The sequence below is a fragment of the Burkholderia sp. JP2-270 genome (genome assembly GCF_003233675.1).
Taxonomy (GTDB): Bacteria; Pseudomonadota; Gammaproteobacteria; order Burkholderiales; family Burkholderiaceae; genus Burkholderia; species Burkholderia pyrrocinia_C.
Genome location: NZ_CP029826.1, coordinates 401,768 through 423,786, shown reverse-complemented (window position 1 = coordinate 423,786; position 22,019 = coordinate 401,768). Strand labels below are relative to the sequence as shown.

General features: G+C 66.7%; 19 protein-coding genes and 2 pseudogenes. 12 read left to right on the top strand and 9 right to left on the bottom strand.

Features of this window, described 5'->3' with window-relative positions; translation table 11 throughout:
• Positions 1-310: 310 nt before the first annotated feature.
• Complete coding sequence (locus DM992_RS34550) at positions 311-1,519, top strand: FAD-dependent oxidoreductase (RefSeq protein ID WP_111020764.1); 1,209 nt, start codon at positions 311-313, stop codon at positions 1,517-1,519.
• Between the two features lie 103 nt (positions 1,520-1,622).
• Here the strand turns inward: DM992_RS34550 and DM992_RS34545 are convergent, their stop codons facing one another.
• Together DM992_RS34545 and DM992_RS34540 are read right to left on the bottom strand one after the other, a co-directional pair.
• Positions 1,623-2,123, bottom strand: coding sequence for an Ohr family peroxiredoxin (locus DM992_RS34545; RefSeq protein ID WP_111020763.1), 501 nt, complete (start codon positions 2,121-2,123; stop codon positions 1,623-1,625).
• A gap of 396 nt (positions 2,124-2,519) precedes the next feature.
• On the bottom strand, positions 2,520-4,040 hold the full coding sequence (locus tag DM992_RS34540; RefSeq protein WP_111021597.1) for a PLP-dependent aminotransferase family protein: 1,521 nt from the start codon (positions 4,038-4,040) through the stop codon (positions 2,520-2,522).
• A 197-nt stretch (positions 4,041-4,237) separates the two neighbouring features.
• Here DM992_RS34540 and DM992_RS34535 point away from each other — a divergent pair, with 197 nt between their 5' ends.
• From DM992_RS34535 to DM992_RS34525, 3 genes are all read left to right on the top strand, one after another.
• Positions 4,238-4,981, top strand: coding sequence for an SDR family oxidoreductase (locus tag DM992_RS34535; RefSeq protein ID WP_111020762.1), 744 nt, complete (start codon positions 4,238-4,240; stop codon positions 4,979-4,981).
• Positions 4,982-5,065: 84 nt separating this feature from the next.
• On the top strand, positions 5,066-6,172 hold the full coding sequence (locus DM992_RS34530; protein ID WP_239511522.1) for a LysR family transcriptional regulator: 1,107 nt from the start codon (positions 5,066-5,068) through the stop codon (positions 6,170-6,172).
• Positions 6,173-6,620: 448 nt separating this feature from the next.
• Positions 6,621-6,872 (top strand): hypothetical protein, encoded by a 252-nt coding sequence (locus tag DM992_RS34525; protein WP_111020761.1) that lies wholly within the window; start codon positions 6,621-6,623, stop codon positions 6,870-6,872.
• Between the two features lie 84 nt (positions 6,873-6,956).
• Here DM992_RS34525 and DM992_RS34520 read toward each other — a convergent pair whose 3' ends face one another.
• Entirely contained in the window at positions 6,957-8,114 is a 1,158-nt protein-coding gene (locus DM992_RS34520; RefSeq protein WP_111020760.1) for a histidinol-phosphate transaminase, read from the bottom strand.
• 486 nt (positions 8,115-8,600) lie between these two features.
• Here DM992_RS34520 and DM992_RS34515 point away from each other — a divergent pair, with 486 nt between their 5' ends.
• From DM992_RS34515 to DM992_RS34495, 5 genes are all read left to right on the top strand, one after another.
• On the top strand, positions 8,601-9,692 hold the full coding sequence (locus DM992_RS34515; RefSeq protein WP_111020759.1) for a helix-turn-helix transcriptional regulator: 1,092 nt from the start codon (positions 8,601-8,603) through the stop codon (positions 9,690-9,692).
• Positions 9,693-10,148: 456 nt separating this feature from the next.
• Positions 10,149-11,135, top strand: a complete 987-nt coding sequence (locus tag DM992_RS34510; protein WP_111020758.1) for a TRAP transporter substrate-binding protein — start codon at positions 10,149-10,151, stop codon at positions 11,133-11,135.
• Complete coding sequence (locus DM992_RS34505) at positions 11,132-11,704, top strand: TRAP transporter small permease (RefSeq protein ID WP_111020757.1); 573 nt, start codon at positions 11,132-11,134, stop codon at positions 11,702-11,704. Before DM992_RS34510 ends, DM992_RS34505 begins: the two co-directional genes overlap by 4 nt.
• A gap of 4 nt (positions 11,705-11,708) precedes the next feature.
• Entirely contained in the window at positions 11,709-13,061 is a 1,353-nt protein-coding gene (locus DM992_RS34500; RefSeq protein ID WP_111020756.1) for a TRAP transporter large permease, read from the top strand.
• Between the two features lie 91 nt (positions 13,062-13,152).
• A complete protein-coding gene (locus DM992_RS34495) occupies positions 13,153-14,244 on the top strand; it encodes a beta-propeller fold lactonase family protein (RefSeq protein WP_111020755.1) in 1,092 nt (363 codons plus the stop codon).
• On the opposite strand, the gene DM992_RS34490 is transcribed toward DM992_RS34495, so the two are convergent.
• Positions 14,139-14,789 carry a permease gene (locus tag DM992_RS34490; protein WP_239511521.1) on the bottom strand — a complete coding sequence of 217 codons (651 nt, stop codon included), beginning with the start codon at positions 14,787-14,789 and terminating at the stop codon, positions 14,139-14,141. The genes DM992_RS34495 and DM992_RS34490 overlap by 106 nt on opposite strands.
• Before the next feature lie 44 nt (positions 14,790-14,833).
• Positions 14,834-15,019: pseudogene (locus tag DM992_RS34485) on the bottom strand (citrate/2-methylcitrate synthase); the annotation flags it as partial.
• A 70-nt stretch (positions 15,020-15,089) separates the two neighbouring features.
• Between DM992_RS34485 and DM992_RS34480 the strand changes: the two are divergent.
• Positions 15,090-15,914: an alpha/beta fold hydrolase gene (locus DM992_RS34480; protein ID WP_111020754.1), complete on the top strand. Its 825-nt coding sequence runs from the start codon at positions 15,090-15,092 to the stop codon at positions 15,912-15,914.
• Between the two features lie 63 nt (positions 15,915-15,977).
• Here the strand turns inward: DM992_RS34480 and DM992_RS34475 are convergent.
• A pseudogene (locus DM992_RS34475) lies at positions 15,978-16,253 on the bottom strand (MFS transporter); the annotation flags it as partial.
• Between the two features lie 236 nt (positions 16,254-16,489).
• Positions 16,490-16,747 (bottom strand): DUF4148 domain-containing protein, encoded by a 258-nt coding sequence (locus DM992_RS34470; RefSeq protein ID WP_111020753.1) that lies wholly within the window; start codon positions 16,745-16,747, stop codon positions 16,490-16,492.
• A 200-nt stretch (positions 16,748-16,947) separates the two neighbouring features.
• On the opposite strand from DM992_RS34470, the gene DM992_RS34465 reads away from it, so the two are divergent.
• Positions 16,948-17,625, top strand: a complete 678-nt coding sequence (locus DM992_RS34465) for a heavy metal response regulator transcription factor (protein WP_111021596.1) — start codon at positions 16,948-16,950, stop codon at positions 17,623-17,625.
• Positions 17,622-19,103 carry a heavy metal sensor histidine kinase gene (locus tag DM992_RS34460; RefSeq protein ID WP_111020752.1) on the top strand — a complete coding sequence of 494 codons (1,482 nt, stop codon included), beginning with the start codon at positions 17,622-17,624 and terminating at the stop codon, positions 19,101-19,103. The genes DM992_RS34465 and DM992_RS34460 overlap by 4 nt, the downstream gene beginning before the upstream one ends.
• Here the strand turns inward: DM992_RS34460 and DM992_RS34455 are convergent.
• Positions 19,084-20,613 carry an efflux transporter outer membrane subunit gene (locus tag DM992_RS34455; protein ID WP_111020751.1) on the bottom strand — a complete coding sequence of 510 codons (1,530 nt, stop codon included), beginning with the start codon at positions 20,611-20,613 and terminating at the stop codon, positions 19,084-19,086. The genes DM992_RS34460 and DM992_RS34455 overlap by 20 nt on opposite strands.
• A gap of 31 nt (positions 20,614-20,644) precedes the next feature.
• The gene (locus DM992_RS34450; RefSeq protein WP_111020750.1) at positions 20,645-22,006 is read right to left on the bottom strand and encodes an efflux RND transporter periplasmic adaptor subunit; all 1,362 of its coding nucleotides are present in this window, start codon (positions 22,004-22,006) and stop codon (positions 20,645-20,647) included.
• Between the last annotated feature and the right edge of the window lie 13 nt (positions 22,007-22,019).

Here is a 22,019-nt window from a genome sequence, read left to right as displayed (position 1 = left end):
GAATACCCGCTCCGTCTGACCACGGCGGGACCGCTTCCCGGACGCTGCGCATTCGGTGTTCGTGACGTATGGGTGAAAGATCTTCCGTTACGCATGATGCCCGACGCTTGATTCGGCGGAACAGGATTGATTGGTGCCGAAGAGGCAACACCATGAGCCCGATCGCGGATCTACCGGGGCAAACCGCGCCGACCTACGATGACTTCGTGCGGCGCTCGTGAAGAATCGCCGAGTAACGAAGCAGGCACCTGGTGCATCGAGTTCGGTGCCTGTCGTCGATCTTGCAGTTTTCCAACCGAAGGCAAAAATCATGTCGAAGAAAATCTTGATCGTGGGTGCCGGCTTCGCCGGAGTGTGGGGAGCACTGGGTGCGGCTCGCGTGCTCGACAAGGCCGGTGTGGGAAGCGGTGACGTTGAAATCACGTTGATCTCCCCGAAACCGGAATTGCAGATCCGGCCGCGGCTGTACGAAAGCGAGCCGCAACGGATGGCCGCACCGCTGCTGCCGTTGCTCGATGCTGTCGGCGTGAATTTCATCGAGGCCAGTGTCGAGGAGATTTCCGTTCGCGAGAAGACGCTCGGTGTTGCCCTGACCGGCGGACAAAAGCGTTTGCTGGCGTATGACAGGTTGCTGCTGACCAGTGGCAGCTCGTTGAGCAGACCGCCGGTTCCGGGGCTGGCGGAACACGCGTTCTCGGTCGATCGTATTGAAGACGCGGTAGCGCTCGATGCGCATTTCGCGGCGCTGGCGAAGCTGCCGGATTCTCCGGTACGCAATACGGTCGCCGTTGTCGGATGCGGCTTTACGGGTATCGAGGTCGCCACCGAATTGCCGAAGCGCCTGCGCGAGTGGCTTGGCGCCGACGTTGCGAGTCGTGTCGTCGTGATCGGAGCGCAGGACGATATTGGTCCCGACCTCGGCCCCAATCCTCGGCCGTACGTATCGGAAGCCTTCGACTCGCTGGGCATCGAGACCGTACTCGGATCGCGCGTCGTGTCGGTCGGGGCAGACGGCGTTCGCACCGCGTCGGGCACCCATGTCGAAGCGATGACCGTGATCTGGGCCGGTGGCATGCGTGCGAGCTCGCTGACGGCGCAAGTCTCGTCGCATCTTGACCCGCTCGGGCGCGTCGAGGTCACGCCCGATCTTCGCGTCGCGGAAGCTCCCCACGTGTTCGTGGCGGGAGATGTGGCGCGCGCCCGGAGCGACGATGACGGGCACTATGCATTGATGTCCTGTCAACACGCGATCGTGATGGGGCAATTCGGCGGGCACAACGTCGCCTCGGATCTGATCGGGTTGCCCACGCTCGAATACCGACAGCCGTTCTATGCGACCTGCCTCGACCTTGGCGAATGGGGCGCGGTTTACTCGGAAGGCTGGGACCGTCAGATCAAGCTGACGCACGCGGAAGGAAAGGTGCGCAAACAGGTGATCAACACGCAGTGGATCTACCCGCCGGCGCCGAATCGTGCCGAAGCGTTGGCAGCGGGTAACCCGCAAGCGTCGTTCGATTGACCCGTTCGCGCCGCCTGAGCGGCTGCGATATGAGCAGCCGCTCAGGCGGGCGGCGGCGATGAGCGTCTTCGACAGACAATCGCGCCGCCTGCCGGGCGGCGAGTCAGTCGACGACGGTCACGATATTGACCGACCCCTGTCTGGCCATCTTCGCATACGGGCACAAGCGTTCCGCAGTTCGAACCATCTCTTCCGCCGTGCTTCGGTCTACACCAGGCATCCGGACCCGCACATCGATGACCAGTGCATAGCCGCCATCCATCGGATCGCGGCCGAACGACACTTGCACCTCCACGACCGTGTCGGCGATCTCCATTGCGGCGCGCTTCTCGATCAGGTTCAGCGCCCCATGGAAGCACGCGGCAAAGCCCGCCGCGAACAGTTGTTCGGGATTGGTGCCGTTGCCGGGGCCGCCGAACTCGGCGGGCAGCCGCAGATCCACGGCAAGATTCCCGTCATCCGAGCGTGCCACGCCGGATGCGCGGCCGTGCCCCGTCTCGCCGCCGGAAACCGTGACAGTCGTCGTATAGAGGGGATGGAAATCCCGGCCCCGATACCGGTCGAGCAGGGAAAGCGGAGGGGCTTGCAGCTTCTTGTCGTGCATGATGCATTCTCGAGTTCAAGGACGCGCGTTCCGATCCCGGTTGATCGATTCGTCGAAGCATTTTGCGAAGGCGGGCCGCACTGCCCGGGCAGACATCGTCTTCGGGAGATGGCATGGAACGAACGGCCATATAAGGAATGCGGCAATCTCGTGGTGCAGCCCGATTCCCGGTTAGTCTGCGGGACAACGCCGCCCCCATGTTAAAGGAGTGCGGATGGCGGCGGTATGGCCGCCGAGGGTGACATGATGTTTCCCGTTCGACACCAATCCGGCCCGACGGCGTCTGGCTGTCGCCGGTGCGCTTCATGATGGCCATTGCGCCGATCCCGTTCGCCAGCCCCGGCAAAACGCGGGTGCGGGCTCGTAACGCCGAATGCGACGGCTGCGTGCCGAGCTTTAGCGATCCACGCACGCGCGCAGCGTTTGCGCGAGGCGACGCGCTTCGCCGGCATCGGCGATGTTCGCGAATCCGATGATGAGGCCGCGCGGCGTTTGCCGCGTGCGGCTGTTCGCATACCAGATAGACAGCGGCAAGATCGCGAGTCCCGCGTCGCGGGCGCGCGCGGCAACGGCGACGTCGTCGACCGGGCCGTCGGGCCCTTCGGGGAACTGCACCGCGAACTGGATACCGCCGGCTGGCAATTCGACGATCAAGCGCTCGCCGAACGCCTGCTGCAACGCGTGCACGATCAGCGTGCGTCGCTCGCCATACAGCGTGCGCATCCGCTTCAGATGGCGGGCAAAGTGTCCCTGTTCGATGAAATCCGCCATGGCCGCCTGCAGGAGCGTCGGCGAGCCGGCGTTCATGCTGCTCGCGACCCGTTCGACGCGCTCCACCGCGCGCTCGGGCACGACCGCGTACGCAAGTCGCAAGCCGGGATACATCGCCTTGCTGAACGTGCTGCAATAAATCACGTGATCCCGCCGGTCGAGACTCTTCAACGCCGGCAGCGGGCGGCCCAGATAGCGAAACTCGCTGTCGTAGTCGTCCTCGACGATCCAGCCCGACGCTGTTTCGGCCCAATCCAGCAGGGCAATGCGCCGGGCAAGCGACAGCGTATGCCCGAGCGGGCTCTGATGCGACGGCGTCACCAGCGCGAAGCGCGCCCGTGCGTCCAGTTGCATGCCGCGCTCGACGTCGATCCCTTCGGCGTCCACCGGCACCGGCACCAGCTGGACACCGGTCTCGGACAGAAAGCCGCGTGCGAGCAGATAGCCGGGATCCTCGAACCATACACGGTCGTTCGGGCGCGCGAGGCTGCGCAGCACGAGCTCCAGCGTCGCGCGGTAGCCGCCGGTGACGAACACCTGTTCCGGCGCGCAGGTGACGCCACGCGACAGGGTCAGATAGGTGGCGATGTGCTCGCGCAGCGGCCGGTAACCAAGCGGATTCGGGTAGCCGAGCAGCGCGCGTTCGCCGCTGCGCGCGCGCAGCGACACGAGCCGGTGCCATACCTTGCGCGGAAATGCGTCGAGCGCCGGGAGCCCGGGTTGCAACGGGCGCGGCTCGCCGCTCATCGCGACGGCGATCGGCTGCGGGCGCGGTGGAGCCTGATTGCCGAGCGGCATATCCGACGCCGTTTGCGAACCGGCGTCTGCGGCGCGCTGTGCCGGTTCGACGGCACGCGCGGGCAGCGAACCCGTCAGCGATATCGGCAGGGACGGCGATACGAACGTGCCTGCCGCGCCGCGCATTTGCAGATAGCCCTCGTCGACCAGAATCATGTAAGCCTGTTCGACGGTGCCGCGCGCCGTGTTCAGTTGCGTCGCCAGCCCGCGCAGCGCGGGCACGCGATCGCCGGGACGCAGATGGCCCGCGGCGATCGCGGTTCTGAACCGCTCGCAAATCTGCAGATAGATCGGCAACTGATGGTGCCGGTCGATTTCGATGGTCAGGGCGGGCGTTGACGCGGACATCATGGCCTTGTGGATCGCGGGAACGGACACGACATGGACTAGTTGGATCGACGATTCTTGGCTCTTATCGATAGGACATGATACTTCCACAATTGCGCCATGCGATGTGACGGGCATGAATGAGCTTCTTCGTCGAAGGCGGCGCCCGTGACGCTCCCGCGCATTCAAATGAAATCCTTTCGTCAGGAGATTTTGCGATGAAGATCGTTGTCATCGGCGGTTCGGGCCTGATCGGCTCGCGTGTCGTCACGCTGCTCGGCGAAGCGGGCCATCAGGCACTTGCCGCATCGCCGCGCACCGGCGTCAATACCATCACGGGCGAAGGCCTGACCGACGCGTTGACCGATGCGGACGTCGTCGTGGACGTGGCGAATGCACCATCTTGGGAACCGCAGGCGGTGCTGGACTTCTTCCGTACATCGGCGCGTAATCTCGGCAAGGCCGAAGTGGCCGCAGGCGTGTGCCATCACGTCGCGCTGTCGATCGTCGGCTGCGACCGGATGCCGGAGAACGGCTATTTCGCGGCCAAGGTCGCGCAGGAACAGGCGATCGAAGCAGCGGGCGTGCCGTACACGATCGTGCGCGCAACGCAATTCATGGAGTTCATCGGCGGCATTGCGGATTTCGGCACGGAAGGCGGTACGGTTCGCATCGGTGACGGGCTGTTTCAGCCGATCGCCGCGGAAGACGTCTCGGCGCTCCTTGCACAGATCGCGCTTGCCGGGCCGCTGAACGGCACGGTCGAGATCGCAGGCCCGGACCGCGCGCCGTTCGCGGAGATCGTCGCACGCTATCTGAAATCGGTCGGCGACACGCGCGCCGTGGTGACCGATCGCGACGCCCGCTATTACGGCGGCCGTGTCGAGGAAAAATCGCTGGTGCCGCTCGGGAATGCGCGACTCGGTCGCATCGGTCTCGACCAGTGGCTCGCAAGAGGCTGATTCGCGTTTCGCAAGGAGGGCGGTTCGCAGGCGTACGCCTGCGACGTGCAATCAGAATGAGCGGAATGTATGGGGGCTGCGGAAATGAATCAATCGGATACATCGGAGCACGGCATTCGTCGTGACTTGCCAGGCCGCGCCGATGCTTTGTCAGCGAGCTTCGGTGCAAGCTATGCGGGCATCCTTGCGTTCGTCGCGGTGGCGAGCGAGGGGAGTTTTACCAAGGCCGCCGAACGTCTCGGCGTCGGCCGGCCGGCCGTGAGCCGGAACGTCCAGAAGCTGGAGGCGCAGTTGAGTACGCGGCTGTTCCAGCGGACCACGCGCACGACCGAACTGACTTGCGAAGGCCAGCGATTCTTCGAGAACTGCCATCAGGGCGTTGCGCAGATCGTGGAAGCCATGAACGACATGCTGGAACTGCGGGAGGGGCCGCCGCGCGGCCTCATTCGTATCAGTTCCGCGGTGGGATTCGGCAGGAAAGTCGTTGCGCCGCTGCTGGAAACGTTTGCGAACGCCTACCCGGACATCGTCATCGATCTGCTGCTCGACGACCGGCCGATCGACCTGGTCGCGGAACGGATCGACGTGTCGTTTCGCAACGGACGCATCGAGGACTCCAGCATCATTGCCCGGCAACTGATTCCGATGCAGATGGCGCTGTGCGCGGCGCCGTCGTATGTGGCCAGGCATGGCCTTCCGCAGCATCTGGAGGATCTGGCCCGGCACGAGTGCATCAATTTCCGTCTTGCCAGCGGTCGCGTATTCGAATGGGAATTCAATGTCGACGGCCGCGTGCAAAAGTACCTGCCGACGTCCCGCCTCACGTTCAACGACACGGATCTGGTGTTGCGTGCGGTTCTGAGCGGATCGGGCATTGCGCAGATGGCGGGTTATCAGATCCGCGACCATATCGCATCGAACGAGCTCGTCGTCGCGCTGGCGAAGCATGTGCCGGACGATCGCGGGCACTACATCTGCTATCTCAGCCGGCAACATCTTCCGACGCGCATTCGAATTTTCGTCGACTTCATGACCGAGCAGATACGTGCACTCGACCTGAACTGCATGACGCAGTTCAACGCGGACAGCCCCGATGCTTCGTCAGCCGAACTGGCAGCGCGACGAAGCGGTGAAAGAGGGCCGTCCGGGCCCGTGCACGCGGCGCCGCATCCGATTGCGCTCCGCCGTTGATCCCGCACCGAGATCCGCTCGCGCACGCTGAAAATCCCCGTTTCCGACTCTCCCGGCAGCAGCGCACCGGCGGCAGGCCGTTCGAGTCGGGCGCTATCGCGCCGCAGCGCCGGCGGGCAGCCACGTGCTCGCCGGCCATTCCGCTTCCCGTCATTTCCTGAAACCGCATTTCCCCGATTTCGGCCGGCATCCCCACTTTTGGGGATGCCGGCGCCGGACAGTCCGCCTACGATTGGCAGCAGCACATCGGGGATGGATGTAACCGGAACGCACGGACAGGGTTGCCATTCCGTGTCGAACGCCGGGAATGCCTACGCAGTTGACTGACACAGGCTGGGCGTACGCTGACGGGCATGTGTGCGGGGCATCAATGCCTCACTGCATCGCCGCACGATGGCGCGTTGATGACGGAAGGTCTGATGTCGCATTTCGGGGAATTTCAATCAATATGCTGGCACGAGACTATGTAGAACGAGAGCTTTCTCACATCCAGAGAATGGTGGCTCTCCTGGACAGCGAGACGATCGCTGACGACGTATCGATGTCGGGTGCCGCACGCGTGAGGCACCCGAGTTACTGGCGAGGGCGGATCGAGGAACTGCTGTCGACGCCCGATGTGCCGCGTCACCTCAAAAAGCTCAGCGAAACGGTGCTCGCGAAGATCGACGAGATGGAATCGCGATACGTGGCGGTGAAGTAAGTGCATCGTTGGGCATTGCGCTGCATGCACTGGCCGCCGCGATGGGCGACGTGGCCGGCACGGCGCACCCGAACGGGCGTGACATCAAACGTCGCCCTCCATTGCGCCATCGACCGCATGGCCCGTTGCCCGTTCGTTCGCCATCACCGCAAGCAACGCAGCGCGAAACGCGGCCATTTCCGCCGCGGTGCCGATGGACACGCGCAGGTATTCCGGCGGGCCGGACTCGCGAATCAGGACGCCGTGGCGCAGGAGTCCGCTCCAGATCCGGTGGCGATCGGCAAACTTGCCGAACATCACGAAGTTGGCGTCCGAATCGGCCACGGTGAAACCCTGGCTGCGCAGCCAGCGAACGATTGCGTCGCGCTCGGCCTTGATCGCATCGACCTGCGACAGCATCTCGTCACGCGCGACCAGCGCCGCGCAGGCGGCCGCCTGCGTAAAGGCGGACAGGTGATAGGGCAGCCGAACCAGCTTCAGCGCTTCGACGATCGCAGGCGCGCATGCGCAATACCCGACGCGGCCGCCCGCGAACTTGAACGCCTTGCTTAGCGTGCGGGTAACGACGAGCCGCGGATGGTCGGGCAGCAGCGTCACCGCGCTGCGGACGCCGTGGCGCCGGAACTCCGCATACGCTTCGTCGACGACCACCACGCCCGGCGCGATGTCGAGTATGGCGCGGATATCGTCGACGGGAAGCGCGGTCCCGGTCGGGTTGTTCGGCGACGTCAGCAGAATCACGCTCGGCCGATGCTCGCGGATGCTGTCGATCGCCTGATTCGGATCCAGCGCGAAATCCTCGGTACGCGGCAACGTATGCAGGCGCGTGAAGGTCGTGCGGCAGTATTCGTCGTACATCGGATACGCGGGCGTGAAGGCCAGCGCCGATCGCCCCGGGCCGCCAAACGTTTGAAGAATCTGCTGGATCACTTCATTCGAACCGTTGGCTGCCCAGACGCTCGACGTGTCGACCGTCACGCCGGTGTCGTGCGTCAGATAGGCGGCCAGATGCGCTCGCAACTCGCCAAAGTCGCGGTCGGGATAGCGGTTCGCCTGTCGCGCCGCGTCGGCCACGGCAGTCGCGATGCGCTCGACGAGCGATGCCGACGGCGGATACGGATTCTCGTTGACGTTCAGGCAGACCGGCACGTCGAGCTGCGGTGCCCCGTATGCGTGCTGCAACCTGAGATCCTCCCTGAGCGGCAAATCCGACAAGGACACTTCCTTCCACGGTCGTTGCATTGAAAACACTCCGTACGTTATCGATTGATCGGCGCAGCAGGTTTGTCAGGCGACAAAAAACAAAAAAGGCGCCGGAGGCGCCTTGGTTGTCGTCTTGATCGGGAAAGCTCCCGATGCAAGTGCTAGATGCGAAACGAACCACGGCGCAACAGAGGGCGTCCGTGGTGATGATGCAGGTGGGTCGTCGCGTTTCGGATCTTCATGCGCTGCATCATGACATACGTCGATCCTGATGAATAGCCGGCGTCGCGATGAATTCCGCGGACGTACGTTGCAATCCCGATCGGCGTCGTCGAGTGCCAGGTTCCGGATCCTTGGTGCGAAAAGGAACCGAAAGCTTGTTGAAAATGGCCATTACGTCTGACGATAAACGGTAGCGAACGTGGTATTTCGAATCAAATGCACATCGGTAATTTGAACAATGCCGCTGGTTGAGTAAGATTCGCGCAAGACGTTCGACAAAAACGCACGGCGCGGGGTAGCCAGATGCAACGGAACGGATTGATTCCATCGGCATGGATCGATGACATCTACGCTGCGGCGCTGGGCGATCAACGCTGGGAAACGGCGCTGGACGGGCTGCGATCGACGGTCGGCGTGCGCATGGCCACGCTGCTGTCGTTCGACGACGCGGCGAGGGTGCCGGCGATCGAGCAGGCGGCCGGCGACGACGCGTCGTGGGTCGCCACGTGTTACCACACCTACAACACCGAGTTCTACCGCTACGACCCGGTCGTGCCGGTCGCCAGCAACTGGCCGGCGGGCCGCTGGTTCGAGGACGTCAAGCACCTGTCCCCGCGACAGCGCACACACGGCGTGTTCTATCAGGAATTCCTGCGTCCTTACGGGCTCGGCAGCATCTCGGGCCTGTATCTCCATCGCGAACAGGGTGCCGGCGCATTCCTCAGCGTACAGAGCGGCCCCGAATCGCAAGGGCTTTCCGACGATCAGCGCCGCACGATCGAAATCATGGGTACGCATATCAGCCGCGCGCTGCGGATCCAGGCGCGCATCGGGGAACTCGAGGCGCGCGTGGCCGCCGCGGAATCGGCGCTCGATGCGATTCCGGTGCCGGTGTTCCTGCTCGGTGAACATCGCGAACTGCGTTATACGAATCGCGCGGCCGATCAACTGATCGCGGCGGAACCGGCAATGCGGATCGTGAGCGGGCGCTTCGCGCCGGAAGGCTGCGTCGACGATGCGCAATGGCGGCACGCGTTCGCGCGCGGCGGGTTGCTGCTGCGCCGTGCAACGGGCGAACCGTTGTCGCTTGCGCTGATGCCGATTCCCGAGCAGTCGCGCCTCCTGCGTGAACGGCCCGGCGTCGCGGCGCTGATGACAGCCGCCGACCTGCGTTCGCCGGCGGCCCGCGCGCAGCGGCTGCGCGTGTTCTACGGGCTGTCGTCGGCCGAAGCCGATCTCGCCGTGCTGTTGTGCTGCGATGGGCTGTCGCCGCAGGAATGCGCTGCGCTGCGCGGCGTGTCGATCGGCACGGTGCGCGCGCAGATCAAATCGATCTACGCGAAGACGGATGTGGCGCGCGCGGCACAACTGGCGTCGCTGGTCATGCAGACGTGACGGCGCGGCGAGCGCCCGCGCTTGCACGGATTTCTCCCGAACCTTCGTCGTTCCGCCGCACGCGATGCGTGTGCCGGCGCGTGCTCTCGACCGTGTGCAGGTGTGTTTGTATCGTGGTCAGTCATCCTATGACATCGACAGGTGAAGCGCAAGTTTGCTTCCCGGCATCGGGAAACAGCCACGTGGGCGCCCGATTCAAATGCGGACCCATTTCCGGAAAACGTTTCGTCGAAAATTGCCGGGACAGAGAACGCGACTCCGCGATTTCTGCCGAAAACCCACGGCAGCAGTGGTTATAGGGGTATGCACCAAGTGAGTTAAACGATTAACCGACGTACATTCGCGTCAACACATCATACGACGTATGACTTTGCGGTTCAGCGGAGCGCATCGCCGACGTGCGCGCATGCCGACGGATCGCCGCACAACAACGAACGACCATCAAGGAGACTCACCATGAAGCACCGATTCACCGGTTCCCGTACCGCACTGGCCGTCGCGCTGCTGGCCGGCTTCGCGATGTCCGCGCAGGCGCGCGTGTTCCGCTCGGCGGACGTGCACGGCGACAACTTCCCGACCAACATGGCGGTGAAGTTCATGGGCGACGAGCTGTCGAAGCAGACCGGCGGCAAGGATTCGATCAAGGTGTTCGGCAACAGCGCGCTCGGCTCCGAAAAGGACACGGTCGACCAGGTCCGGATCGGCGCGATCGACATGGCGCGCGTGAACGGCGCGTCGTTCAACGAGATCGTGCCGGAATCGCTGATCCCGTCGTTCCCGTTCCTGTTCCGCGACGTCGACCATTTCCGCAAGGCGATGTACGGCCCGGCCGGCCAGAAGATCCTCGATGCGTTCACGGCGAAGGGGATGATCGCGCTGACGTTCTACGAGAGCGGCGCGCGTTCGATCTACGCGAAGCGCCCGGTGCGCACGCCGGCCGACATGAAGGGGCTGAAGGTGCGCGTGCAACCGTCCGACCTGATGGTCGACGAGATCAGGGCGATGGGCGGCACGCCGACGCCGATGCCGTTCGCCGAGGTGTACACGGGCCTGAAGACGGGCCTCGTCGACGCAGCGGAAAACAACCTGCCGTCGTACGAGGAAACCAAGCACTACGAAGTGGCGCCCGATTACTCGCAGACGCAGCATGCGATGACGCCGGAAGTGCTGGTGTTCTCGAAGAAGATCTGGGACACGCTGTCGCCGCAGGAGCAGGCGGCGATCAGGAAGGCGGCGGCCGATTCGGTGCCGTACTACCAGAAGCTGTGGACCGCGCGCGAGGCGTCCGCGCAGCAGGCGGTGACGAAGGGCGGCGCGAAGATCCTGCCGGCCGCGCAGATCGACCGCGCGGCGTTCGTGAAGGCGATGCAGCCGCTGTGGACGAAGTATGAAAAGACGCCGCAGATGAAGCAGATCGTCGACGAGATCGAGGCGACCAAGTGACGCGTCGCACTTCCCTGAACAGCGCGGCAGCCGCGGGTTCGTCGGCCGCCGCCCCGGACGGCGCGGCGCCGGCGCGGCCGCACGCCGCGCCGCTCCTGCGCTGCGTGAACGACGGGCTGTTCCGCGTGCTGGCCGTGATCGCGTCGGCCTGTCTCGCGGTGCTCACGGTGCTGGTGTTCTATGCGGTGGTGATGCGCTACGTGTTCGAGAACGCGCCGGATTTCGTCGAGCCGATCGCGCTGCTGCTCGTGATCGTGATCGCGATGTTCGGTGCGGCGATGAAGGTGCGCGACGGCGGCCATATCGGCCTCGATTCGCTCGTGCGCCGGCTGCCGCCGAACGCCCGCACCTTGGTCGTCGCGATCCAGCACCTGAGCCTGATCGCGTTCGCGATCGCGATCATGGCCGGCTGCGGCAGCATGGCCGCCGAGACGATGGGCGACCGCATTCCGATCATCGGGCTGCCCGAAGGCGTGCGCTACCTGATCACGATGCCCGCAGCGATCGCGATCATCCTCTTCTCGCTCGAGCACCTGCTCGCGCTTCGTCGTTCTTCGTCGGGACAATAACGCCATGGAACTCGCGATCCTGTCCGTCAGTTTTCTGATTTTCCTCGTGCTCGGCGTACCCGTGTCGTTCGCGCTCGGGATAGCCTGCGTGCTGACCTATATGGTCGAAGGCTTGCCGATCGCGACCGCGATGCAGGCGATGATCTCGGGGATGAACGCATTCTCGTTCCTCGCGGTGCCGTTCTTCATCTTCTCCGGCGAGCTGATGCTGCACGGCGGCATCGCGGACCGGATCCTGCGCTTCGCGCAGGCGACCGTCGGCCATTTCCGCGGCGGCCTCGGGATGGCGAACGTCGTCGCGTGCACGCTGTTCGGCGGCGTGTCGTGCTCGCCGACCGCCGATACGTCGGCGATGGGCGGCGTGGTGATCCCGCTGATGAAGCGCGAAGGCTACAGCGCCGCGTACGCGGTCAACGTGACGACGCATGCGTCGCTTGCCGGCGCGCTGATGCCGACGTCGACCAACATGATCATCTATGCGTTCGCCGCGCAGGGGATCACGGGGATGCTGCACGGCCAGCCGGTGAGCGGCGTGTCGATCGGCGACCTGCTGTTCTCGGGGCTGCTGCCCGTGCTGTGGGTGATGGGCTTCGTGCTCGCGGCCGCGTACTGGCAGGCCGTGCGTCACGGCTATCCGCGCCGTGCGGACGGCTCGTCCGCGCTGCCCGCGTTTCCCGGCTGGTATGCGGTGCTGCGCAGCTTCGTCGGCGCGGTGCCCGGGCTGATGGTGATCGCGATCATCCTCGTGTGCGTCGCGAAGGGGATTGCGACTGCGACCGAAGCGGCCGCGATCGCCGTCGTGTACTCGCTCGTGCTGACCGCGATCGTCTACCGCACGCTGACGCTCGAGAAGCTGCGCCGCGCGCTGTCGCATGCGGCGCGTACGACGGGCGTCGTGCTGCTGCTGATCGCGGTGTCCAACATGCTGCGCTTCCAGATGTCGTACCTGGAGATTCCGGATGCGATCGAAGGGCTGCTGAAGCAGTCGACCGCAGCGCCTTGGCTGATGCTGCTGTACATCAACATCATCCAGGTGTTCCTCGGCACGTTCGTCGACATGGCCGCGCACATCCTGATCACGACGCCGCTGTTCCTGCCGATCGCGATGGCGTGCGGCGTCGGGCCGGTGCAGTTCGGGATCATGCTGCTGCTGAACTGCTCGCTCGGCCTCGTGCATCCGCCGATCGGCTCGGTGCAGTTCGTCGGCTGCGCGATCGGCAACGTGTCGATCGGCGAGACCACGAAGATGGCGTGGCCGTATTACCTCGCGATCTTCAGTGCGATCAACATCGTGACGTACATGCCGTTCTTCTCGACCTGGCTGCCGAGCGTCATCAGCGGGCACGCGGTGTTCTGATCGCGCGCTTCGCCCGTCGCGGCGCCGGACGACCGAGGTTGTCCGGCGCCGCAATCGCATGGGTCGTTCCCTTTCCTTCACCTGAAGACTCATGAACACGAAAACGCTCCGGCGCGTCGTTGCGGTGGCCGCATTCGGGATGGTCGCGTCGCTCGCGCACGCGGCGACGTATGCGTACGTATCGAACGGCGACAGCCGCGACATCTCGGTGTTCGGCGTCGACACGTCGAACGGCGCGCTGACCGCGATCGAAACCGTGCCGGTCGGCGGCACCGTGATGCCGATGACGCTGTCGCCCGATCATCATCGCCTCTATGCTGCGCTGCGCTCGACGCCGTACCGCGTCGTCAGCTTCGCGATCAACCCGCTCGACGGACGGCTGATCGAGCTCGGCCGCGCACCGCTCGCGGACAGCATGGCTTATGTGTCGACGGATGCGTCGGGCCGCTATCTGTTTTCGGCGTCGTATGGCGGCAACCTGCTCGCAGTGAACCGGATCGGCGAGAACGGCGTCGCGGGCGACGTGCAGCAGACGGTGAAGACCGGCCCGATGGCGCACGCAATCCGCCAATCCCCGGACGGCCGCCACGCGTTCGCGTCGGTGCTCGGCGCCGATGCGTGGCTGCGGTTGCCGTTCGATGCGTCGACGGGGACGCTGACCGACGTCGCGACGCCGGCGTACCGGCTGCCGGAGAAATCCGGCCCGCGCCATTTCGTGTTTTCGTCGAACGGGCGCGTTGCATACCTGATCGACGAACTCGACGGCAAGCTGCACGTGCTCGCGCTGTCGCACGGCGGCGCCGATGTACGGCCGATCCAGACCATGTCGATCCTGCCGCCGGATTTTCATGGCGACAAGCCGTGGGGCGCCGATCTGCACCTGACGCCGGACGGGCGATTCCTGTATGCGTCGGAGCGCACGTCGAGCACGCTCGCCGCGTATCGCGTCGACGCCGCGTCGGGCAAGCTCGCGCGGATCGGCACGTTCGCCACCGAGAAGCAGCCGCGCGGCTTCGGCATCGACCCGTCGGGCAACTATCTGCTCGCGGCCGGGCAGTTGTCGCCGGCGCTTGCCGTCTACCGGATCGACCGCGGCACGGGCCGCCTCGACGAGATCGGCAAATACCCGGTCGGCAAGGGCGCGAACTGGGTGGAGATCGTCACGTACGACGGGACGAACTGACTGGCGAAGAGCGGGCGGCATTGCTTGCGCAGGCGGCCGCGCACGACGACCAGCGCGATCAGCGGCACCACACCGCCCCACGGCGGGCTGTGCCGCATCGCGATCGACACCGCGAGCGCGACGGCCGCGACGGCGAGCAGGACGAGCGACAGCGAACGCGCCCGCGCGTGATCGACGAACGTGCCGTCGACGAAACCGCCGTCCGACCACGCGATATGCACGATGCCGACCACCAGCACGCAGACGAGCATCGCGGCCGGACCGAGTTCCTCTCCCCATAGACGGCTACCCGCGGGCGACACGATCGCGAGCACGGCGCCGATCACGAGGAACGGGTCCACGCCGATCGCGATGCTGTTGCGGTCCGCGCGGCGGATCAGCCAGGCGCCGTGCACGATCGCGAGCACACCGCCGATCAGGAACGCGTGCGTCCAGCGCAGGTCCGGCTGTTCGGGCCCGAGCCGGCCGTAGAACAGGAACACGATCGCCGGCAGGAAATTGCTCGCGTGCAAAAGGTAGTCGGTTATGGGATTGGTCGATTTCATCCGGGTTTTCTCCTTCGTCGAAACAGCGGGCGACGCGTCATGCGTCATGCCAGCAGCCGTCGCGCGGTTGCGCTGTTGACGCCGAACGCGGGGCGGCGCCGGCGTTCGACCGCATGCGCGGCCATCGCCGCGATGCGTGCGCCGAGTCCGACGCCGACGCTCCACGACGGCGCGGCGACGCCGAGTTCGAGCAGCGTCGCGGCCGTCAGGGAATCGATGTTCGGCCGCAACCTGTGCGATGATGCGCCGCTTCGCGTTCGTCGCAGAACGCTGCCGATCGTATCGATACCCGGAGACGACATGCCCGCACGCACCATTCATGGCAGTACCCTGCATTACCAGGACCACGGCACCGGATTTCCGGTGCTGCTCGGGCACAGCTATCTGTGGGACGCGGCGATGTGGGCGCCGCAGATCGACGCGCTGTCGCGCAAGTATCGCGTGATCGTGCCGGACCTGTGGGGGCATGGCGCATCGGGCGCAGTGCCGGAAGGCACGCAGACGCTCGACGATCTCGCCGCGCACGCGAGCGCGCTGCTCGACGCGCTGGAAATCGAACAATGCGCGGTCGTCGGGCTCAGCGTTGGCGGCATGTGGGGCGCGCGGCTTGCATTGCGCGAACCGCAGCGCGTGCGCTCGCTTGTGCTGATGGATGCGTCGCTGGAAGCCGAGCCCGACGCGACGCGCATGCGCTACTTCGGGATGCTCGATGCGATCGCCGCCGCGGGCCGCATCGCGCCGCCGCTGCTCGATGCGATCGTGCCGCTGTTCTTCCGGCCGGACGCTAATCCGGCGGACCCGGTGCCGACCGCATTTCGCGACGCGTTGGCGAACTTGCCCGCCGACCGGCTGCGGCAATCGATCGTCCCGCTCGGCCGGTTGATCTTCGGCCGGCCCGACACGCTGTCGGCGCTCGCCGGCCTGGACGCCGAACGCACGCTGCTGATGTGCGGCGCGGGCGACATGGCGCGCCCGCCGTCGGAAACCGTGAAGATGGCGAGCGTGATCGGCTGCGCGCATGCGCTGGTGCCGGACGCCGGCCACATCTCGAATCTGGAAAATCCCGCGTTCGTCACGCGCGCGCTGCTCGACTGGTTCGAAGGGCAGCGGTTGTCGTCGAACTGAAGAAGCACACGCGGGCGACGCAGGCGGCACCTGCCGCGCGGCGTCGCATCACGCCGAACCGCGTCACGCGCGCTCGCTGACCGGCGTGAACTTCCTCCCTTGCACCCGGGCTTCTTCGGCACCGCCGCGAACGAGACTCAGCGCTTCCGCGCGGCTCGACACGCACGGCCCGGAACCGGGCAGCGGCTGGCGCGCGGTCTCGCGCAGCGCGAGCACCGACACGATGCCGATGAACGACGCGCCCATCAGGTAGTAAGCGGGCATCATCAGGTCGCCGGTGCGATCGACCAGCCACGCGGTGACGAGCGGCGTCGTGCCGCCGAACAGCGATACCGACACGGCGTGCGCAAACGCGTCGTCGCAGCGGTTGGTGCATCGATATCGAAGGGCCGAACGGGCCGTAAACGAACCCGCGGCGTGCCAGGCGCGATCGTTCGACCGGCGCGTGCCGCTCGGCCCTGGATAGCCTGGCGATGAAGAAACCGGCCGGTGCGCCGACCTCGGCATCGGGCGCGCGCGCATCCGGGGCCGGCACGACATCCGGCCGTCGGCCGGATGCCGGTTACGTGCCGCGATCAATTGTCGGCCGAAGCCGTCGCGATCGGCGTCGCGTCGTGATGCTGGGTCGCGTAAATCTGGCGATTTCGCGCGATCTCCGCGTGCGACGGCGGATAGTCGTTCCGGTTCGACGGCAGCAGGCCGTCGGCTTCGGCATCGATCAGTTGCTGGCGCACTTCGGCGCGCGTGAGCGGCGCCTGCGCGGACTGGGCGAAGGCCTGCGTGCCGAACGGCAGGCTCAACGTGGCAACGACGAAAGCAGCGACGAGTTTCATGATGGCTCCTGGGCAGATGAACGAACGGGCGAGTGGGGATGGGCCCACGCTTCGAATTCTGGTCGCCGCGGCCGTCACCACCCTGACCCGCCGATTACAGTTTCGTAATCCGGCCGTGGCGCGCCCGCACGATGCGGTTCGCCCGCGCCGTTTCCCGGTAACATCGGCGCATGTCACCACCGAATGCGACGGAGCCGATCATGCGCATCCTGATAGTCGAAGACGAACCGAAGACCGGCGCGTACCTGAAGAAAGGGCTCGAGGAATCCGGCTTCAGCGTCGATCTCGCGAAGGACGGCGGCGAGGGCCTGACACTCGCGCAGGAAGAAAGCTACGACGTGATCGTGCTCGACGTGATGCTGCCCGTGCTCGACGGCTGGAGCGTGCTGAAGCGGCTGCGCGACACGCACGCGACGCCCGTGCTGTTCCTGACCGCGCGCGACGATGTGCAGGACCGCGTGCACGGCCTCGAACTCGGCGCCGACGACTACCTCGTGAAGCCGTTCGCGTTCGTCGAGCTGCTCGCGCGCATCCGCACGCTCGCGCGCCGCGGGCCGCCGCGCGAGACGGAGCGCATTTCGGTGGGCGACCTGGAGATCGACGTCGTGCGCCGCCGCGTGAAGCGCGGCACCGTGCGGGTCGACCTGACGCCGCGCGAATTCTCGCTGCTGCAGCTGCTCGCGCGCAGGCAGGGCGAAGTGCTGAGCCGCACGCAGATCGCGTCGTATGTGTGGGACATGAATTTCGACAGCGATACCAATGTCGTCGAAGTCGCGATCCGGCGGCTGCGCGCGAAGATCGACGACGATTTCGCGGTCAAGCTGATCCATACGGTGCGCGGCGTCGGTTACGTGCTCGAACCGAAGGGCGCCGCATGACGCTCGGCCGCTCGCTCGGCGCGACACTCGCGCTCGCGTTCGGCGCGACCATGCTCGCCGTCTTTACGCTCGTCGGCACGTACGTGTACACCGGCCTCGAGCGGCAGGTGAGCACGCAGGACGACCTCGACATCGTGCTCGCCGCGCGGCATACGCGCCGGCTGGCGGGCGAACTCGATTCGCTCGACGCGGTGCGCGCGCATGCGGACCGGCTGACGAGCCAGGTGCTCGGCAACGAGGCGCTGTCGCTGGCCGTCGTCGACCGTCAGGGCAACGTGCTCGCGCGCCACAACGTCGAGCGGACCGAACTCGAGGATCCGCCCGGAACGGCCGCCGGTGCATCGTCGCCCGCGCTGCCTGCATTGCCCGATGCCGAACTGTTTCCGCCACACGCGACGCCCGTGCCCGCGAACGAACGGATTACCGCCGACCGGATCGCGACGTGGACCGCCGACGGCGGCACGCCCGTGCGCGGCGTCGTCGCCGAGGCCGCGCTGCGCGACCGTACGAAGATCCGGATCGCGATCGCGCGCAACATGAGCGATCGCGCCGAACTGCTCGACGGCTACCGCGACAAGCTGAAGATCGCCGGCGGCCTGGGCGCGCTGTTCGCGATGCTGCTCAGCTACTGGCTGATCCGCAAGACGCTCGCGCCGCTGCGCGAGATCGTCACGAACACGGGCCGGATCACCGTCGACAAGCTCGATACGCGGCTCGATGCATCGCGCGCGCCGCGCGAGCTGACGGCGCTGGTCGACGCGCAGAACGCGATGCTCGGCCGCCTGCAGCAGGCGTTCGGGCACCTGTCGCAATTCAGCGCGGATCTCGCGCACGACCTGCGCACGCCGCTGAACAACATGCGCGGCGCGACCGAGGTGGCGCTGGCGCGGCCGCGTTCCGTCGACGAATACCAGGCGCTGCTCGAATCGAATCTCGAGGAATACGACCGTCTCGCACGGATGATCGAGAACGTGCTGTTTCTCGCGCGCGCCGAGCATCCCGGCTTCGTCACGCGGCAGCGCGCATTCGACGTGCACGACGAACTGGAGCGCATCGCCGGCTATTTCGAAGGGCTCGCCGACGAAGCCGGTTCGACGCTGCGCGTCGACGGCCACGGCCGGCTGACCGCCGATCTCGAACTGTTTCGCCGCGCGGTCAGCAACCTGCTCGCGAACGCGCTGCGCTATACGCCGGCGGGCGGCGTGATCGTGCTGCGCGTCGACGAAACGGCGGACGCGGTGTACGTGGTCGTGTCGAACCCGGGCGAACCGATCGATCCCGCGCTGCTGCCGCGCATCTTCGACCGCTTCGTGCGCGGCGACCCCGCGCGCAGCGGCGGCGTGCCGGGCGGCACGGCCGGGCTCGGCCTTGCAATCGTGCGTTCGGTGATGGAACTGCACGGCGGCACCGCACGCGCCGAAAGCGACGCGGGCGGCACGCGGTTCATCCTGACGTTCATCAAGACGCCGACGGCGTAGCGGCCGTGTGCGCGGCGGCGGATGCGTCCGCACCCGCACCCGTATGCCAGCCGCCGCCCAGCGCGGTCAGCAAGCCGACCGCGGCCTCCATCCGGCGCGCGGCGATCTGGTCGGCCAGGCGCCGGTTCGTCAGTGCGATCGTCTGCGCGGTCACGACATCGAGGTAGCTGACGGCACCCGCGTTGAAGCGGTTGGTCGTCAGCCGCAGCGACAGGTCGGCCGCATCGGTCGCGCGCTGCTGGCTGCCGGCTTCCGACGCGAGCGCATCGAGCGCGGACAACTGATCCTCGACCTGCTGGAACGCAACCAGCACGGTTTGCCGGTAATCGGCGACCGTACTGTCGTATTGCGCATGCGCGCCGCGCAGCGACGCGCTGCGGCGGCCGCCGTCGAACAGCGTGCCGGCGAGCTGCGAGCCGAGCGACCAGAACAGGCTGGGCGCGGTGAGCCACGGCGCGAAGAACCCGCTTTCGAGCCCGGCGCTCGCCGACAGCACGAGATCGGGAAAGAACGCGGCGCGGGCCTCGCCGATCTGCGCGTTCGCGGCCGCGACGCGGCGTTCGGCCGCCGCGATGTCGGGCCGCCGTTCGAGCAGTTGCGACGGCACGCCGGCCGGGATTGCCGGCACGTCGAACGCTTGCACGCGCGGCGGCAGCGCGAATGTCGACGCGCTTTCGCCGACGAGCGTCGCGATCGCGTGCTGGAGCTGCGCACGCGACGCATCGATGTCGGTGTCCTGCGTGCGCGCCGCTTCCAGTTGCGTCTCGGCCTGCGCGACCGCCGACGCGTCGATCGCGCCGGCCGCGAGCTGCTGTTTCAAGAGCTTCAGTGCATCCGCATACGCACGCACCGTATCGTCGAGCAGCTGCTTCTGCGTATCGAGCGAGCGCAGCGCGAAATAGTCGGTCGCGAGCGTGGCCGTGACCGACAGCTTCACGGCCTGCAGGTCGGCCGCGCTCGCGTCGGCGTTCGCTTGCGCACCCGTCACCGCGTCGCGTACGCGGCCGAACAGGTCGGGCTCCCAGCTTGCGGCCACGCCGGCCTGATAGTCGGGGGTTGTTTTACCGGCGAGCGACGAGCCGAGCCTGTTCCGCGACACGCGCGCGCGGCTCTGCGCGACGCCGGCCGTGACGGTCGGCAGGAACCCCGCATGTTGATAGTCGACCATCGCGCGCGCCTGCTGGAGATCGGCGACGGCTTTCTTCACGGTCTGGTTCGACACGTCGACACGCGCTTCGAGCGTGTTCAGGCCGGCATCGTCGAAGACGGTCCACCACGGGCCGCGCGGCGCGGCATCGGACGGCGCCGCGACGTTCCAGCCCGGCTGGGCGGCGGGGGTGCTCGAAGCCGGTATGCCCGAAGCCGGTATGCCCGCATAGTGCGCGGGCACCGCGACGGCGGGCGGCGAATAGGGCGGCAATGTCGAGCATGCGGACAACGCGGCCAACGCGGCGGCGACGCCGAGCACGACGACGCGGCGGGCGAACGGAAGCGGACGAACGAAGCGCATGACGGATATCTCGCTGGTTTTCATGGGTGGATCAACCTCGGGCGTGTGTAGAAGCTGCTGCCGGCATCGAAGCCGGCACCGCGACGGCGACGGGCGTCGACGCAGCCCCGCCAGACGCTGCCGTCGCACCGGTTACCGGGCCCGTTTGCACCGCCGGTGCGGCCGACATGATCTTCACGGTCTCGCCGGCGGCGATCGAATCGCCCGGGTTGTCGATTACGCGATCGCTCGCGGCGAGTCCCGACACGATCTCGACGCGCGTGCCGAAATCGCGCCCGATCTGCACGGTCTTCAGCGCGGTGGTGCCATTCGCGGCGACGGTCGCGATCGTCACGCCGTTCGGCCTGAACAGCAGCGCGCTGACCGGCAGCTCGAACGCCGGGGCCGCGCTCGGCACGAGCAGGTGCGCCTGCGCATACGCGCCGGGCAGCAGCGCGCCGTCGCCATTGTCGACGTCGATCTCGACGCGCAGCGTGCGCGTGACCGGATCGATCGCGCCGGCGCTGCGCGCGACGCGCGCGGCGAAGCGCCGCCCCGGATACTGCTGCGTGGTCAGGTAGACGGACGTGCCGGTCGTCACGCCTGCCGCGCTGTCCTGCGGCACGTCGACGAACACGCGCAGCGTGCCGGTCTGTTCGAGATGGAACAGCTCGCCGGACAGGCCGGGGCTGCCCGGCGTGCCGCCCGCGGTGACGAGCGTGCCGACGTCGACGTTGCGCGCGGTGATCACGCCGTCGAACGGCGCCGCGACCGATTCGTACGACACCAGCTCGGTCAGGTGCGCGACGTTCGCCTGTGCGGAGGCCAGCATCGCGCGCTTCGCGTTCATGTCGGCGACCTTCGTGTCGGTGTCCTGCTGCGACACCGATTGCGTCTTCAGCATGTCCTGCCAGCGCTGCGCGGTCGATTTCGCGTAGTCGTAGTTCGCCTGCGCGGTCGCCGCGTCGGCGCGCGCCTGCCGCAACTGCGCGTCGAGGTCGGGCGCGGTGATCTGCGCGAGCGTCTGCCCGGCTTTCACGTGCGCGCCGATGTCGGCGCTCCAGTGCGCGATATAGCCGCTCGTGCGCGCATAGATCGATGCTTCCGCGTACGGCATCACCGCGCCCGGCAGCGTCAGCGTCTGGTCGGTGGGCGCCGCGCCAGGCAGGATCACCGACACCGGCAGCGCCTGCTGCGCGGCGACCTGCACGCGCTGCGCGGCGCGCGCGTCGATGCGCGGCACGATGCCGGCGGCCAGTAGCGCGGCGGCCACTGCGATCGCGACAAGCGGGACGGCCAGCTTGCGGCCGCGGCGCGGCGGCGAGGTGTCGGGCGCCGTGTCGCGTGCGGTTGACGGTGCCGTGTCCGCTTCGGCGGCCGGCGGCGGGGCGAGAGGTTCGGTCGAATCGTTCATGATGGGTTCCGGG

Coding starts and splice junctions, on each gene's coding strand:
- DM992_RS34550 (WP_111020764.1), top strand. CDS start 311: ATGTCGAAGAAAATCTTGATCGTGGGTGCCGGCTTCGCCGGAGTGTGG.
- DM992_RS34545 (WP_111020763.1), bottom strand. CDS start 2,123: ATGCACGACAAGAAGCTGCAAGCCCCTCCGCTTTCCCTGCTCGACCGG.
- DM992_RS34540 (WP_111021597.1), bottom strand. CDS start 4,040: ATGTCCGCGTCAACGCCCGCCCTGACCATCGAAATCGACCGGCACCAT.
- DM992_RS34535 (WP_111020762.1), top strand. CDS start 4,238: ATGAAGATCGTTGTCATCGGCGGTTCGGGCCTGATCGGCTCGCGTGTC.
- DM992_RS34530 (WP_239511522.1), top strand. CDS start 5,066: ATGAATCAATCGGATACATCGGAGCACGGCATTCGTCGTGACTTGCCA.
- DM992_RS34525 (WP_111020761.1), top strand. CDS start 6,621: ATGCTGGCACGAGACTATGTAGAACGAGAGCTTTCTCACATCCAGAGA.
- DM992_RS34520 (WP_111020760.1), bottom strand. CDS start 8,114: ATGCAACGACCGTGGAAGGAAGTGTCCTTGTCGGATTTGCCGCTCAGG.
- DM992_RS34515 (WP_111020759.1), top strand. CDS start 8,601: ATGCAACGGAACGGATTGATTCCATCGGCATGGATCGATGACATCTAC.
- DM992_RS34510 (WP_111020758.1), top strand. CDS start 10,149: ATGAAGCACCGATTCACCGGTTCCCGTACCGCACTGGCCGTCGCGCTG.
- DM992_RS34500 (WP_111020756.1), top strand. CDS start 11,709: ATGGAACTCGCGATCCTGTCCGTCAGTTTTCTGATTTTCCTCGTGCTC.
- DM992_RS34495 (WP_111020755.1), top strand. CDS start 13,153: ATGAACACGAAAACGCTCCGGCGCGTCGTTGCGGTGGCCGCATTCGGG.
- DM992_RS34490 (WP_239511521.1), bottom strand. CDS start 14,789: ATGAAATCGACCAATCCCATAACCGACTACCTTTTGCACGCGAGCAAT.
- DM992_RS34480 (WP_111020754.1), top strand. CDS start 15,090: ATGCCCGCACGCACCATTCATGGCAGTACCCTGCATTACCAGGACCAC.
- DM992_RS34470 (WP_111020753.1), bottom strand. CDS start 16,747: ATGAAACTCGTCGCTGCTTTCGTCGTTGCCACGTTGAGCCTGCCGTTC.
- DM992_RS34465 (WP_111021596.1), top strand. CDS start 16,948: ATGCGCATCCTGATAGTCGAAGACGAACCGAAGACCGGCGCGTACCTG.
- DM992_RS34460 (WP_111020752.1), top strand. CDS start 17,622: ATGACGCTCGGCCGCTCGCTCGGCGCGACACTCGCGCTCGCGTTCGGC.
- DM992_RS34455 (WP_111020751.1), bottom strand. CDS start 20,613: ATGCGCTTCGTTCGTCCGCTTCCGTTCGCCCGCCGCGTCGTCGTGCTC.
- DM992_RS34450 (WP_111020750.1), bottom strand. CDS start 22,006: ATGAACGATTCGACCGAACCTCTCGCCCCGCCGCCGGCCGCCGAAGCG.